Here is a 12,726-nt window from a genome sequence, read left to right as displayed (position 1 = left end):
ACGGTATGAGCACGCGCACGGGTGCGGCGTCCCGCTCGACCGCCGAGACCGACATCGACGTCACCGTCGACCTCGACGGCGACGGCGAGAGCACGGTCGAAACGGGCATCGGCTTCTTCGATCACATGCTCGAATCGTTCGCGAAACACGGGCTCTTCGACCTCACGGTGCGCTGTGACGGCGACCTCCACATCGACGACCACCACACCGTCGAGGACGTCGCCATCGTCCTCGGCGAGGCGGTACAGAACGCCCTCGGCGATAAGCGCGGGATCGTCCGCTACGCCGACCGGAAAGTGCCCCTCGACGAGGCCGTGGGGAGCGTCGTCCTCGACGTTTCGGGTCGGCCCTACTACGAGTTCGAGGGCGCGTTCAGCCAGGAGCGCATCGGCGAGTTCACCAGCGTCATGGCCGCGCACTTCTTCCAGTCGTTCGCCGAGCACGCCGGCCTCACACTCCACTGTTCGATCAGGGGCGAAAACGCCCACCACGAGGTCGAGGCGCTGTTCAAGGCGAACGCCCGCGCGCTCGACGACGCGACGCGGATCGACGAGCGCCGGAGTGACACGCCGAGCACGAAGGGCGAACTGTAGCGGGACGCCGACTGCGAGCGCCCCAGAGATGAACGCCGGTTTCAGGGCGTCCGCAAGCCCTGTGCGGTCTCCTCCAAATGTCCGTTCTCGACGGCGGCGTCAACGGCGGTCTTCACCTCCGCAGGCGAGAGGTCGTACGCGCCCGACGCGAGTTCGGCGAGGTCGGTGCGCGTCATCGCGTCCGGACGATTGCGGAGGAGGCGGACGAGTTGGGCGTAGCCGCGCGGACGGTCCGACGCGGGGCCAGTGTCGGTCTCGTCGACCTCGTCAGCGGCGTCAGCATCGTCAGCGGCGTCGGCCTCGTCAGCGGCGTCGGCCTCGTCAGCGGCGTCGGCCTCGTCAGTATTATCAGCGACTGATGCGGTGGCGTCGCTATCGACGTCCGCCGCGTCGCCGGCCTCACGGTCGTCTCCGCCGTCGGTTTCGTCGTCGAGTTCGACGTTGGGAACTGCGGGTTCGACGGTGACCGCGGGCGAGTGGGCATGATCCCCAGCGTCCGTACCGTCCGCGTCAAGCGCATCGAGCAGCGGGTCGACGACGCCCGCGAGGGTGTCGCGACAGGCCGCGCAGAGGACGAGACGGCGCGCGCCGCTCGGGGCCGTGTCGGGGACAACCTCGTAGACGCCGTCGGCCGGGTCCTCGCAGAAATCACAGCGGTCGAGTTCGCGCATACCGGTGCGTCGGCCGCGAGGGACTTAGTTGGTTGCGCCGAGCGCGATCACGCGTCCCGAGCGCCGTCGGGATCGATCTCGCCGGCGTCGAGGTCGGCCTCGACGTTTCGGGCGGCGCGAACCATGTTCTCGATCTTCTCGCGGGCAACGTTGCGCGGCAGGAGTTTGACGCCACAATCGGGGCTGATCGTGAGTCGCTCCGGCGGGACGACTTTCAGTCCCTCGCGGATGTTCGCCTCGATCTCGGCGACGGATTCAACGTCGGTCGTGTGGACGTCGACGACGCCGAGCGCGAGGTCGGGTTCGAACGCCCCGTCGGCGAAGACATCGATCTGCTCGTAGTCGTCGTTGGCGAGTTCGACGTCGAACTCGTCAATCGGGTAGTCGTTGATCTCGGGATAGATCCGCGAGTAGTCGCCGTAGCAGACGTGGAGGCCGACACGAACGTCGTCGGGGAGATCAGCGACGATACGTTCGAGGCACTCGCCGACGATGGCGTGGTCGTCGGGCGTCGTCGCGAGCGCGGGCTCGTCGATCTGGATGTAGCGAGCGCCGGCCGCGACGAGGCGCGAGAGCTCCTCGTTGACGAGGTCAGCGAGCTCGTAGGCGAGCGTCTCCTCGCTTCCGTATTCCTCGTCGAAGCTCCACGACGCGAGGGTGTAGGGGCCGGTGATCGGCACCTTGACCGGGCGCTGTGCGACATCGGTACTGAACTCGTACTCATCGAGGAGCCACGGTTCGTCGTAAGCGACCTCGGAGACGACGCTCGGTTTGTCGAAGTAGTTGTGTCCCCAGACCTTCACCGGGCCGTTGAACTCGTACCCCTCGATACGCTCGGCGAAGAACTCCACCATCTCCTCGCGGCGCATCTCGCCGTCGCAGACGACGTCGAGGCCGGTGTGTTCGTGCTCGTGCGTGATAGCGCGACTCGCGTCGCGAACGGCTTCGTCCCACGCGTCGGCGTCGAAGTCGGAGGAGTCGTCGTCGCGCAGGTCGCGCGCCCGATTCAGCCACGTCGGCTTCGGATACGAGCCGACGACGGTGGTGAGGAGGAAGTGGTCGTTCGGGTGGTCGGCGGGCCGGAAGCGCTCGCGGCCCGTCATTGTGCACCCCCCGCGGCCGCGGCGAGCGCATCCAGTTTCGCTTCGAACTTGCTCACCGGCAGATGGAACAGCCCCGTGTTCGGCGTCAGATACGCGGCCTTGACATCGGTCGCGGCACGCTCCTCGAATCGCCGTACCCGTTCGCGGATTGTCTCACGCCCTTCAATGAGCGTGTTCTGGCCGTCGACGACACCGAGGAGGACACGCGGTGGTGCGCCGTACTCCGCAACGAGGTCGCCCGCGGCGTCCGGGGCCGCGACGAGGTCGTAGCCGAGCCCATCCGCGCCGGTGTCGAGGAGGTGTCGATACAGGTCCTCGCCAGCCATTCCCCAGTACGTGTGGACGATCACCTCCGCATCGCTCGCGGCCGCGATGGTGTCGATAGCTTCGCTGATCCGTTCGTGCGCCGCTGCGTCCGGGGGATCCGTGGCGAGTCCCGGTTCGAGAAGGGTGAGCGTCTCGACGGCGTCGGGGAACGCGGCGACCTCGCCCGCGAGGAAGCCCGCGACCCCATCAAGCAATGCCGCGAACGAGCCGTAATGCTCGTCACTCGCGAGGCCGGCGAGCGAATACGGCCCCGGAAGCACCGCCTGGAGGTCGTCACAGCGCTCCGACGCGGCCGCCAGCTCGGCCGGCACGTCCCCGCTCGGCGTCAGCTCGCCGGTCACGATCGGCTCCCGATAGAAGTTGTTGTTGTCGTAGTAGCGGACGATCCCGCCCGTCCGGACGTTTTCGTGGATGCAGAGCGGATGGGCGAGCAGGTCGTCCCACCGCCCCTGGCCTTCGACGATCCGGTCGAGGCCGGCGTCGCGCTGACGGTCGATGTAGTGGTTTCGGGTCGCCGAGTACGCCTCCCGTACCGCCGGCTTCTCGTCGCCGTCGATGAGGTCGGATTTCTGGTGTCCCTTCAGCTCGGCGAGTCGCTCCCGCTGACCGTCCGGAAGCGGGAACAGACCGACCGTCGTCGCGGATTGCTCCATACACATCCTCGACGCGATGCTGATTGATAATAATTCCCCCGTTGCCTATTCCCACTAGTTATTTGTGTCTCGGCCGGGTTACCGGAGGGTATGAACCGACACGGGACGCGCGGGGACGCAAAAACGGTCTCCGGGGTCACCGAACCACGGACGCAGGCGGGGGCGCGCAAATGAGCCGCTCGCTCCGAACGGCCGGGGTGGAGCTCACACCGGACGTCCCGGCCGACTCCGTCGGTTCGCTCGCGGCCACGGCGGAGCGATCCGGGTTCGACCGCGTCTTCGTCTCCGCGCACTACAACAACCGCGACCCCTTCGTGGCGCTCTCGCGGGTGGCGGCCGCGACGGAGTCAATCCGCCTCGGTCCCGGAATCGTCAACCCGTACGAGACGCATCCAGTGGCCCTAGCTTCACGGATAGCGACTCTCGCGGAACGGAGCGGCGGCCGTACGCTCTTCGGACTCGGTGCCGGCGACGCTTCGACGCTCGCCGATCTCGGGATCAAGCACGACCGACCCCTTCGCCGCGTTCTGGAGACCATACGCGTCGCACGGGCGCTCTGGGACGGCGAGCGCGTCGATCACGACGGCACGTTTCGGGCGGTCGACGCGGCTCTCGACTACGACGCCGGCTCGACGCCGATCTACGTCGGTGCACAGGGACCCGATATGCTCCGCATGGCCGCGACGTACGCCGACGGCGTGCTCGTGAACGCCGCGCATCCAGACGACCTCGCGGCCGCGGTGGACCGGATCGACCTCGGTCTCGCCGACCGGTCTCCGGAGCGCGGGTCCTTCGACACCGTCGCGTTCGCGAGCGTCAGCATCGCCGACGACGCTGCCGAGGCACGCCGCGCCGCCCGCCCGCCCGTCGCATTCGTCACCGCCGGCGCGCCGCGTCCCATCCTCGATCGCCACGGGATCGACCCCGACAGGGCGGCCGCCATCGGCGACGCACTCGGTCGCGGCGCGTTCGATGACGCATTCGAGACCGTGTCGCCGGCGATGATCGACGCCTTTTGCATCGCCGGCGATCCGCCGGACGTCGAAGCCCGACTCCGCAATATCCTCGAATACGTCGATGGCGTCGTCGCCGCCGCACCACTCGGACCGGACCGGGCGAGCGCCATCGACCATCTGGGCACCGTGTTCGAGCGGGTGCGTGCGCCGTGACGCGCGGCGTCGCCGGGGACGCCCAGCTCGCGCTCCTCCTCGAGGTGGCCGCCGCCCCGAAGCCGGGAAACGTCGATCGCGAGCGCGACCACCACGACCTCCGCTTCGAGCAGTTCCTCGCCGGTGCCGTCGGTGCCCGTCCCGGCCTCGACGCTGCCGCCGCGGGCGCGCCGGTCGGTGAGGCGTTCGAGACCGCCGTCGCCGGCATGGCCGAGCGGGCGCGGGACAACACCCAGTTCGGCGCGCTCCTCCTCCTCACGCCGCTCGTCCGCGCAGCCGCGAGCGCCGACGAGGTGACGCGTGCGGCCGCCACGGACGTCACCGAGGCGACGACCGTGGACGACGCCGTCCAGTTCTACCGGGCGTTCGACCACACCGACGTCGGCGTCGCCGACCCCCCGGCGGAGCTCGCCGACCTCGACGTTCGGCGGGGAGCCGACGCGATCCCGGCCGTCCGATCACGGGGGCTCACCCTCTCGGCGGTCGTGACGGCCGGCGCGCCGACCGACGGCGTCGCCGACGAGTGGGCCAGCGGGTTCGAGCGGACGTTCGATGCCGCAGCCTCGCTGTGTGCGGGAACGGCGGCGCTCCCCGAGCGAATCGCCCGAACCTTCCTCGGCCTGCTCGCGGAGGCTCCCGACGGACACGTCGCCGCCCGACATGGGAGCGCCGTCGCCGAGCGCGTGCGCGAGCGCGCTGCGGCACTCGAAGACGCGGACCGCGCGACGATCGACGCGTGGGCCGACGAGCTCGTCGACGAGGGGATCAATCCGGGAACGACCGCCGACATCACCACCGCGGCGGTGTTCGTCGCACTCTCCCGCGGGGTCCGCGTATGACCGATTGGCCGGTTCCGCTGCGCGGCGTGACGGAGAGCATCATCACCACGGAGGGACCGAACGGGCGGTGGAACGCGGCGGCGCTCGGGCTTCACGCGGGCGACGTCGTCACCGCGGAGACCTGGGGCCACACGCGGACGCGCCGCAATTTTGAGCGGACGGGCGTCGGATACGTCCACTTCACCCGGGACGCGCGCCTCTTCGTCGAGGCCGCACTCGGCGTGCACGAAACCGACGAGCCGGCGCTCCCGAGCGCCGATGCACGAGTTCGCGTCGACGTGGAGCGCCGCGAGGCGGGGAAGCGCGACGGGACGCCGTGGGCGTCGTGGGCACTCCACCCTACGGCCGTCGCGGTCGACGAGGAGCGCGTCCCGCTCACGAACCGCGGATTCGCGGCCGTCGTCGAGGCGACGGTCGCGGCGTCACGGATCGGTGTCGAGGCCTACGACGACGACGTCCTCCGGCGTCGTCTGGACCACGCGACTGCGGTCGCGCGCCGGTGTGGCGGCCCGGCGGAGCACGACGCCATCGATCGCGTGCACGAGCACGTCGAGGGGGCGCGATCCGATGGGTGAGCGCGTCTCCGTCTCCACGGGCGCGCGACTCCACATGGGGTTCCTGAACCTCTCGCCCGAGCACGATCGGTTGTACGGGAGTCTCGGCGTCGCGCTCGCCGCACCCCGCGTGTCGGTCACGGCGACGGCGGCGGAGACGATCGACTGTCCGCGCGCGTTCGAGGAAGACGTGCGGCGGATGGTCGACCACCTCGGCGTCCCCGGCGCGCGCGTCGAGCTGAACGAGTCGCTCCCCCGGCACGTCGGTCTCGGGAGCGGAACCGCGACCGTACTCACGATGACCGCGGCCATCGCCCGCGCGTACGACGCGCAACCGTGCATCCGGGAGTGTGCGCCCGCCCTCGGCCGCGGTCGCCGGAGCGGCATCGGCGTCGCGGCTATCGAGAACGGTGGCTTCGTCCTCGACGCCGGCCGCCCGACGCCGGCCTGCGGCACACCCACGGGGACGGCGACGGACGGGGAGGACGGGACGTGGACGGTCCCGCCAGTCGTCACCCGCCACACCATCCCGCCGGCGTGGCGGTTCGTGCTCGTCGTTCCGGCGGCCGACCCCGGTCGCTGTGGCGACACGGAGCAAAAGAGTATGCGCGCGGCGATCGGCGACGCCGACCCGGACGTCTCGGATCGGATCGCCGGCCTCGTCACGCGTCGTGTCCTCCCGGCGATCGAAGCGGGCGACGAGGCGGCGTTCGGCGACGCCGTGACAGAGATCGGGCGACTCAACGGGACGTGGTACGCCGACGAACAGGACGGTGTCTACCGCGCACCCGTCGACACGCTCGTCGACACCCTGCTGGCGGACGACGCGATCACCGGGGCCGGCCAGTCCTCCTGGGGGCCGGTCGCGTACGGCATCACAACCATCGAGGAAGCGGACGCGGCGCGCGCCGCCGGCGAGCGAGCGCTCGACAGTGCCGGTGTCGCCGGTGAGATCCGGGTCGTCGCCCCGCGGAATCGCGACTCTCTCACCTACCACGAGTGAGAACGCGAGGGCTGTCGGCCCGCTCGACTCGGCCACGACCGAACAGCGCCGGCGATAGGCGCGAGCGCGGCCGGCACGCTGACGTTTTTGCGCACGGCGCGCGGAGAACGGGATATGCCCGAGATCCCCGAGACGATGGACGCACAGGTGCTCCGTGAGCACGGCGACCCCGACGTTTTCGAGGCCGCCACCCTCAACGTCCCCGAGGTCGACGCGAACGAGGTGCTCGTCGAGGTGGCGGCGACGAGCGTCAACCCCGTGGACACGAAGATCCGCAGCGGGTTCGCGAGCGACCTCTGTCCCGACTCCCCCGCCGTCCTGCACGGCGACCTCGCTGGCGAAGTGGTGCAGGTCGGCGACGGCGTCGACGAGTTCGCCGTCGGCGACGAGGTGTACGGCTGTCCGGGCGGTATCGCGGGCACTACCGGCGCGCTCGCCGAGTACGCGGCCGCCGACGCCGCGACGCTCGCGCACAAGCCCGAGTCGCTCACGATGCGCGAGGCCGCCGCGCTCCCGCTCGTGTCCATCACCGCGTGGGACGGCCTCGTGACGCGCGCGGACGTCTCGCCGGGCGAATCCGTCCTCGTCCACGGCGGGACCGGTGGCGTCGGCCACATCGGCGTCCAACTCGCGAGCCTCGAAGGCGGCGTCGTTCACGCAACCGCCTCGACGGACGAGAAGCGCGCGCTCGCCGAGGACCTCGGGGCAGACCACGCCTTCGACTATCGGCGTGACGTCGAGGAGTACGTCGCTGCGTACACGGACGGCGAGGGCTTCGAGGTCGTCTTCGACACGGTCGGTGCGGGCGCGGACAACCTCGGAAACGACTTCGCCGCGGCGGGCGTGAAGGGGCGCGTCGTCACCACCGTCTCGCGCGGCGAGGCGGACCTCGACCCCGTCCACTCGAAGGGGCTGAGCGTCGACACCGTCTTCATGCTCCTGCCCCTCATCCACGACGACCACGCCGGCCGCCTGCGCCACGGCGAGATCCTCGATCGCGTCGCCACGCTCGTCGATCAGGGCGACGTGGTTCCGCACCTCGACGACACCGACTACGGGCTCGAAGAGGTAAACGAGGCCCACCGTCGTCTCGAATCCGGCGACCACGTCGGCAAGATCGCGATCCGGGTCAAGGACTAAGCGCTTCGCGCCCGCGGACACCCGTATGCCCACGTTCGACCCCGACCGCACCGCGCTGATCGTCGTCGACATGCAGAACGGCTTTTGCCACCCTGAGGGCAGCCTCTACGCGCCCCCGAGCGAGGAGGCGATCGCCCCCTGCGTCGACCTCGTCGAGCGCGCCCGCGACGCCGGCGCGAGCGTGCTCTACACCCGCGACGTCCACCCCGAGGGCCAGTTCGAGGGGAACCACGCGTACGACGAGTTCGCGCGCTGGGGCGAGCACGCCATTGAGGGGTCGTGGGACGCCGAGATAGTCGAAGAACTCCCCGACGCCGATCACGTCGTCGAGAAACACACATACGACGCGTTCCACGAGACGGGGCTTGAGGGGCATCTCGACGCCCACGGGATCGACGACCTCGTCTTCTGTGGGACGCTTGCGAACGTCTGCGTGCTTCACACGGCCGCGAGCGCCGGCCTCCGGGATTACGGGACGGTGATTGTTGAGGACGCGCTGGGGTACATCGAGGAGGAACACAGGAAGTACGCGACCGAGCACGCCGCGTGGCTGTTCGGCGAGACGACGACGCGCGAGGCGCTGACGTTCTAGACGTCCTGGTCGGGCGGCGTCGTGACGTTCGCGCGTCCAACGGCGTAGAGGGCAGCGACGAGCGAGAGCAAGAGGAGGGCGTATCCCGCGGCCGCGATCGTCGCCTCCGTCGGCGTGCCGTAGTCGCCCGAGTGGAAGCTGATGATCTTCCGCGCGACGGCGATGAGCCCCGCAGCGATGACGATACGGATGACGCTCTGCTCTTGGGCGTACGCGACGACCGTCTGGAAGATCTCGACGATGATGAAGAGGAGGAGGATCTCGTCGATCAGCCCGACGATCGCGGACGTATCGGTGATCGCGCCCGTGCGGACGAGCGTGACGATCTGGAGGAGGAAGTCGAAGACGCCGACCGCAAAGAGCCCGACGAGCACGAAGGCAGCGACGACTTCGAGATAGCGCATCAGCCGCTCGGAGATGTCCACGAAGTCCTCGATGTCGGGCGTGTTCGACGCGTCCATCACGCGGATCGTTGGCCCGGAGACGGATAAAGCGTCACGCTCGAGGGCGAGAGCCGAGCGCGCGGACCGCGAGCGTCCCGTCAGCTTTAGGCGCGCGAGCGCCGACGCCCCGGTATGCGCGTGATACGCGACGCGACACTCGCGGACGGCCGGGTCCGCGACGTCCGCCTCGACGGCGAGCAGATCGACGCGGTCGGCGTCGGCCTCGACGGGACGGTGTCCATCGACGCCGACGAACGACTCCTCCTGCCCGGCGCGATCGACGCCCACGTCCACTTCCGCCAACCCGGCGCGAGTCAGAAGGAGACGTGGGCGACCGGGAGCCGCTCGGCCGCGGCGGGCGGCGTCACGACCGTCGTCGACCAGCCGAACACCGACCCGCCGACCACGACGGGCGACGCCTACGACGGAAAAGAGGAGTTCGCCGCTGACTCGCTCGTCGACTACGGCATCAACGGCGGCGTCACCGAGGACTGGGAGCCCGAAACGCTGTTCGAGCGGCCGCTGTTCGCGCTCGGCGAGGTCTTTTTGGCCGATTCGACGGGCGAGATGGGGATCGGTGCCGACCTGTTCGCGGACGCGGTCGAACGCGCCGCCGACGCGGGCGTGCCCGTCACCGTCCACGCGGAGGACGCGACGCTGTTCGACGAGAGCGTGCTGCCGCGCAGCACGGAGAACGCGAACGAGGAGGACGACGACCCGCGAGCGGAGGCGACGGCACGCGAGGACGCCGACGCGTGGAGCGCCTACCGGCGTGCGGAGGCCGAGATCGTCGCCGCCGAGCGGACCGCGGACGTCGCCGCCGACACCGATGCGCAAGTCCACCTCGCGCACACCTCGACGCCCGAGGCAGTCGACATCGCCGCCGACGCCGGTCTCACCTGCGAGGCGACGCCACACCACCTCCTCCTCTCGCGCGACGACTACGACGACCTCGGGACGTTCGGGCGGATGAACCCGCCGCTCAGAAGCGAGAACCGCCGCGCCGAGCTGTTCGATCGCCTCGTCGACGGGACGCTCGACATCGTCGCCACCGACCACGCCCCCCACACGCGCGCCGAGAAGGACGCGGACATCTGGAACGCGCCCTCCGGCGTGCCGGGCGTCGAGACGATGGTGCCGCTCCTCCTCGGGGCGACACGCCACACGGACCTCACGACCGAGCGCGTCCGGGACGTGACGGCGCGCAACCCCGCCGAGCTGTTCGGCCTCGACGGGAAGGGCCGGATCGCGCCGGGGTACGACGCCGACCTCGCGCTCTACGATACCACCGAGGTCGCGACGGTCGACGGCGACGACCTCCACTCGAAATGCGGGTGGACGCCGTTCGCCGGCTTCGAGGGCGTCTTCCCCGTCTGGACGATGCGCCGCGGCGAGCGGGTGTGGGACGCCCCCGACGGGGTGTTCGGGGAGCCGAACGGGAAAAACGTCCGCGAGCGCTCACCGTAACGGACGGTCGCGGAACGGCGAAACGGCGTTCTGGAGCCCGAACGTTCAACCGCCGGCCGCCCGACGGATCGGTATGCCCGATTCGACGCCGGCCGCCCTCCGCACGGCGGCGCTGGAGACGATCGCGGTCGTCCGCGAGCGTAACCTCCCGTTCGTCGCGGGCGCGATCGCGTACGCGGCGTTCGTCTCGCTCGTCCCGCTGCTCGTGCTCGTCTTCGCGATCACGGCCGCGCTGCGCGGGCCGGCTGCCGCGGACGCCGTCGTCGCCGCCCTCCAGGGGTTCCTCTCACCGAACGCCGCCGACCTCTTGCGCGGAGCGCTGACGAACCGGACCGGCGCGTTCGGCACGTCGCTGCTCGGCGTCGGCCTGCTCGCATGGAGCGCGCTCAAGGTCTTCCGCGGGCTGAACACCGCGTTCGCGGTCGTCTACGGTGAGAACGACGCCGGCTTCGTCGACGCGATCCGGGACGGCCTCGTCGCGATCGGCTGTCTCGCGGTCGCTGCCGTCGGCCTCGTGGGCGTCGGGGCGGCGCTCGCGCTCGTCGTCGATCGCCTCCTACTCGACCTGCTGGGTCCCGTCTTCCTGCTCGTCGGGCTAACGGTGGCGTTCCTGCCGCTCTACTACGTCCTCCCGGACACGGCGGTAACACCGCGCGAGGTCGTTCCGGGTGCGTTCGTCGCCGCGACCGGGTGGCTGGCCTTCGGCGCGGTCTTCCGCGCCTACGTCGCCTACGCCGGTGACAGTCAGGCCTACGGCGTCCTCGGCGGCGTCATGCTGTTGCTCACATGGCTCTACGTCGCCGCGCTCCTGGTGCTCGTCGGCGCGGTCGTGAACGCCGTCCTCGGCGGGCGGCTCGTCAAAGGGGAGGACGCGGTTGGCGACGACGACTGACGGTCAGTCGTCGGCCTCGCTCATCTCGTGGCCGCAGTTCGGACACGTCGCCTCGGAGTGGCGCAGTTCATCGCTGGCCTCACGAACGTCGCGCATGACGTCCGAGATGCGGTCCTCGGCGTCCAGTTCCTCCTCGACGGAGAGTTCGACGCCCTCGACTTCGAGGAGGAACTTCGCCACCTCCGTCGATTCGTACATCAGGTCGTCGAGCTCGTCGGCCGTGAAGAAGTCACTCATCGCGCCGTAGAGGAACGTCGCACCCGCTTTCGTCACTTTCTCCTCGAACGCCGCGCGGGCCTGATTGACCGCCTGTGGCGTGTACGTGTCCGTCATGAACGGGACGAGTTCGGGGAGGTTCTTACCGATCTTCGTCATCTCGACGCCCGTCTCCGTGCGGAAGTCCGCACAGAGGCGCGCGATCGCCCACTCGCGGGCCGTGATGTACGTCCGCTCGCGGAGGAAGTCGTTGACGCGCTCGTACTGCGCGCCGTCGACCTTCTTGAACCGATCGTACTTTTGGACGTCGTCAGGCACGCCGGGCGTCGGGTCGTCGTTCGTCAGGTCGTCATCCGTCGTACTACTGTCGGCCGTCTCACCATCTATCGGTTCGTCGTCCGCGATCTCGGCGTTCACCGCGTCGTCCCCGCCCGCATCGGCCCCACCGACGTCGCCCTGCTCAGTCATACCTGCCCTACCCGAGAAACGGCCAAAAGCATGTCGCCGGCCCTCGCGGCCGCTCCGGGGTTTCGACGCGCTTTTAGGTCGCGCAGCCGCGAATACGCGTATGGCTACGTTCAACGTCGTGGTCGCCGACCCCGCGGAGGGGACGGCGTACCCCGTCGAAGTCGAGGGACAGGACGCGAATCGCTTCATCGGTCGGAATATCGGCGACGAGGTCGACGGCGACGCCGTTGGACTGACCGGCTGCACGCTCGAGATCACCGGCGGCTCCGACGAGGCCGGCCGTCCGATGCGCGGCGACGTCTCCGGGCCCGATGTTGAGAGCGTCCTCGTCAAAAACGAGAGCGTCGGCTACAACCCCGAGCGCGACGGCGAGCGCCGTCGTATCAGCATCCGCGGGAGCGAGGTCTCCGACGCCACCGTCCAGATCAACGCGAAGGTCACGGAGAGCGGTGACGAGTCCGTCGCATCCGTCCTCGGCGACGAGGAGGAAGAGGCCGCGGACGACGAAGCCGACGAGTGATAGCCTTCCACGACTAACGTCCTGTCTCTTACCCACAACTCCTATCGCTGTAGTTCGCCGAGAAAGAGGCCAAGAT

General features: G+C 69.6%; 15 protein-coding genes. 10 read left to right on the top strand and 5 right to left on the bottom strand.

Features of this window, described 5'->3' with window-relative positions; genetic code table 11:
• The first annotated feature begins 5 nt into the window (after positions 1-5).
• Positions 6-593: an imidazoleglycerol-phosphate dehydratase HisB gene (hisB, locus tag ABDZ36_RS04465; protein WP_211313030.1), complete on the top strand. Its 588-nt coding sequence runs from the start codon at positions 6-8 to the stop codon at positions 591-593.
• Positions 594-634: 41 nt separating this feature from the next.
• On the opposite strand, the gene ABDZ36_RS04460 is transcribed toward hisB, so the two are convergent.
• Genes ABDZ36_RS04460 through ABDZ36_RS04450 form a run of 3 tightly spaced genes read right to left on the bottom strand, consistent with a single transcriptional unit; the run spans position 635 to position 3,347 of the window.
• Complete coding sequence (locus ABDZ36_RS04460; protein ID WP_211313031.1) at positions 635-1,264, bottom strand: hypothetical protein; 630 nt, start codon at positions 1,262-1,264, stop codon at positions 635-637.
• A 47-nt stretch (positions 1,265-1,311) separates the two neighbouring features.
• Positions 1,312-2,367, bottom strand: coding sequence for a methionine synthase (locus tag ABDZ36_RS04455; protein ID WP_211313032.1), 1,056 nt, complete (start codon positions 2,365-2,367; stop codon positions 1,312-1,314).
• Complete coding sequence (locus ABDZ36_RS04450; RefSeq protein ID WP_211313033.1) at positions 2,364-3,347, bottom strand: 5-methyltetrahydropteroyltriglutamate--homocysteine methyltransferase; 984 nt, start codon at positions 3,345-3,347, stop codon at positions 2,364-2,366. Before ABDZ36_RS04450 ends, ABDZ36_RS04455 begins: the two co-directional genes overlap by 4 nt.
• 170 nt (positions 3,348-3,517) lie before the next feature.
• Here ABDZ36_RS04450 and ABDZ36_RS04445 point away from each other — a divergent pair, with 170 nt between their 5' ends.
• The 6 genes from ABDZ36_RS04445 (at position 3,518) to ABDZ36_RS04420 (ending at position 8,644) form a co-directional block, all read left to right on the top strand.
• Positions 3,518-4,516: a 5,10-methylenetetrahydromethanopterin reductase gene (locus ABDZ36_RS04445; protein ID WP_211313034.1), complete on the top strand. Its 999-nt coding sequence runs from the start codon at positions 3,518-3,520 to the stop codon at positions 4,514-4,516.
• Complete coding sequence (locus ABDZ36_RS04440) at positions 4,513-5,355, top strand: triphosphoribosyl-dephospho-CoA synthase (protein ID WP_211313035.1); 843 nt, start codon at positions 4,513-4,515, stop codon at positions 5,353-5,355. The genes ABDZ36_RS04445 and ABDZ36_RS04440 overlap by 4 nt, the downstream gene beginning before the upstream one ends.
• Positions 5,352-5,930, top strand: a complete 579-nt coding sequence (locus ABDZ36_RS04435) for a DUF447 domain-containing protein (RefSeq protein ID WP_211313036.1) — start codon at positions 5,352-5,354, stop codon at positions 5,928-5,930. The genes ABDZ36_RS04440 and ABDZ36_RS04435 overlap by 4 nt, the downstream gene beginning before the upstream one ends.
• The gene (locus ABDZ36_RS04430; protein ID WP_211313037.1) at positions 5,923-6,912 is read left to right on the top strand and encodes a beta-ribofuranosylaminobenzene 5'-phosphate synthase family protein; all 990 of its coding nucleotides are present in this window, start codon (positions 5,923-5,925) and stop codon (positions 6,910-6,912) included. The genes ABDZ36_RS04435 and ABDZ36_RS04430 overlap by 8 nt, the downstream gene beginning before the upstream one ends.
• Before the next feature lie 114 nt (positions 6,913-7,026).
• The gene (locus ABDZ36_RS04425) at positions 7,027-8,052 is read left to right on the top strand and encodes a zinc-binding dehydrogenase (protein WP_211313038.1); all 1,026 of its coding nucleotides are present in this window, start codon (positions 7,027-7,029) and stop codon (positions 8,050-8,052) included.
• Between the two features lie 25 nt (positions 8,053-8,077).
• On the top strand, positions 8,078-8,644 hold the full coding sequence (locus ABDZ36_RS04420) for a cysteine hydrolase family protein (RefSeq protein ID WP_211313039.1): 567 nt from the start codon (positions 8,078-8,080) through the stop codon (positions 8,642-8,644).
• Here the strand turns inward: ABDZ36_RS04420 and ABDZ36_RS04415 are convergent.
• Positions 8,641-9,105: a phosphate-starvation-inducible PsiE family protein gene (locus ABDZ36_RS04415; protein WP_211313040.1), complete on the bottom strand. Its 465-nt coding sequence runs from the start codon at positions 9,103-9,105 to the stop codon at positions 8,641-8,643. The two genes, ABDZ36_RS04420 and ABDZ36_RS04415, sit on opposite strands and share 4 nt — an antisense overlap.
• A 114-nt stretch (positions 9,106-9,219) precedes the next feature.
• On the opposite strand from ABDZ36_RS04415, the gene ABDZ36_RS04410 reads away from it, so the two are divergent.
• Together ABDZ36_RS04410 and ABDZ36_RS04405 are read left to right on the top strand one after the other, a co-directional pair.
• Complete coding sequence (locus ABDZ36_RS04410; protein ID WP_211313041.1) at positions 9,220-10,554, top strand: dihydroorotase; 1,335 nt, start codon at positions 9,220-9,222, stop codon at positions 10,552-10,554.
• Positions 10,555-10,627: 73 nt separating this feature from the next.
• Positions 10,628-11,446 carry a YihY/virulence factor BrkB family protein gene (locus tag ABDZ36_RS04405; RefSeq protein WP_211313042.1) on the top strand — a complete coding sequence of 273 codons (819 nt, stop codon included), beginning with the start codon at positions 10,628-10,630 and terminating at the stop codon, positions 11,444-11,446.
• 3 nt (positions 11,447-11,449) lie between these two features.
• Here the strand turns inward: ABDZ36_RS04405 and ABDZ36_RS04400 are convergent, their stop codons facing one another.
• Positions 11,450-12,130, bottom strand: a complete 681-nt coding sequence (locus tag ABDZ36_RS04400; protein WP_211313043.1) for a DUF5806 family protein — start codon at positions 12,128-12,130, stop codon at positions 11,450-11,452.
• Between the two features lie 100 nt (positions 12,131-12,230).
• Between ABDZ36_RS04400 and ABDZ36_RS04395 the strand changes: the two genes are divergently transcribed.
• Positions 12,231-12,650 carry a 30S ribosomal protein S6e gene (locus tag ABDZ36_RS04395; RefSeq protein WP_211313044.1) on the top strand — a complete coding sequence of 140 codons (420 nt, stop codon included), beginning with the start codon at positions 12,231-12,233 and terminating at the stop codon, positions 12,648-12,650.
• The last annotated feature ends 76 nt before the right edge of the window (positions 12,651-12,726 follow it).

The organism is Halarchaeum salinum, assembly GCF_039520965.1.
Lineage (GTDB): Archaea > Halobacteriota > Halobacteria > Halobacteriales > Halobacteriaceae > Halarchaeum > Halarchaeum salinum.
This window is presented reverse-complemented; position numbering and strand designations above follow the sequence as displayed.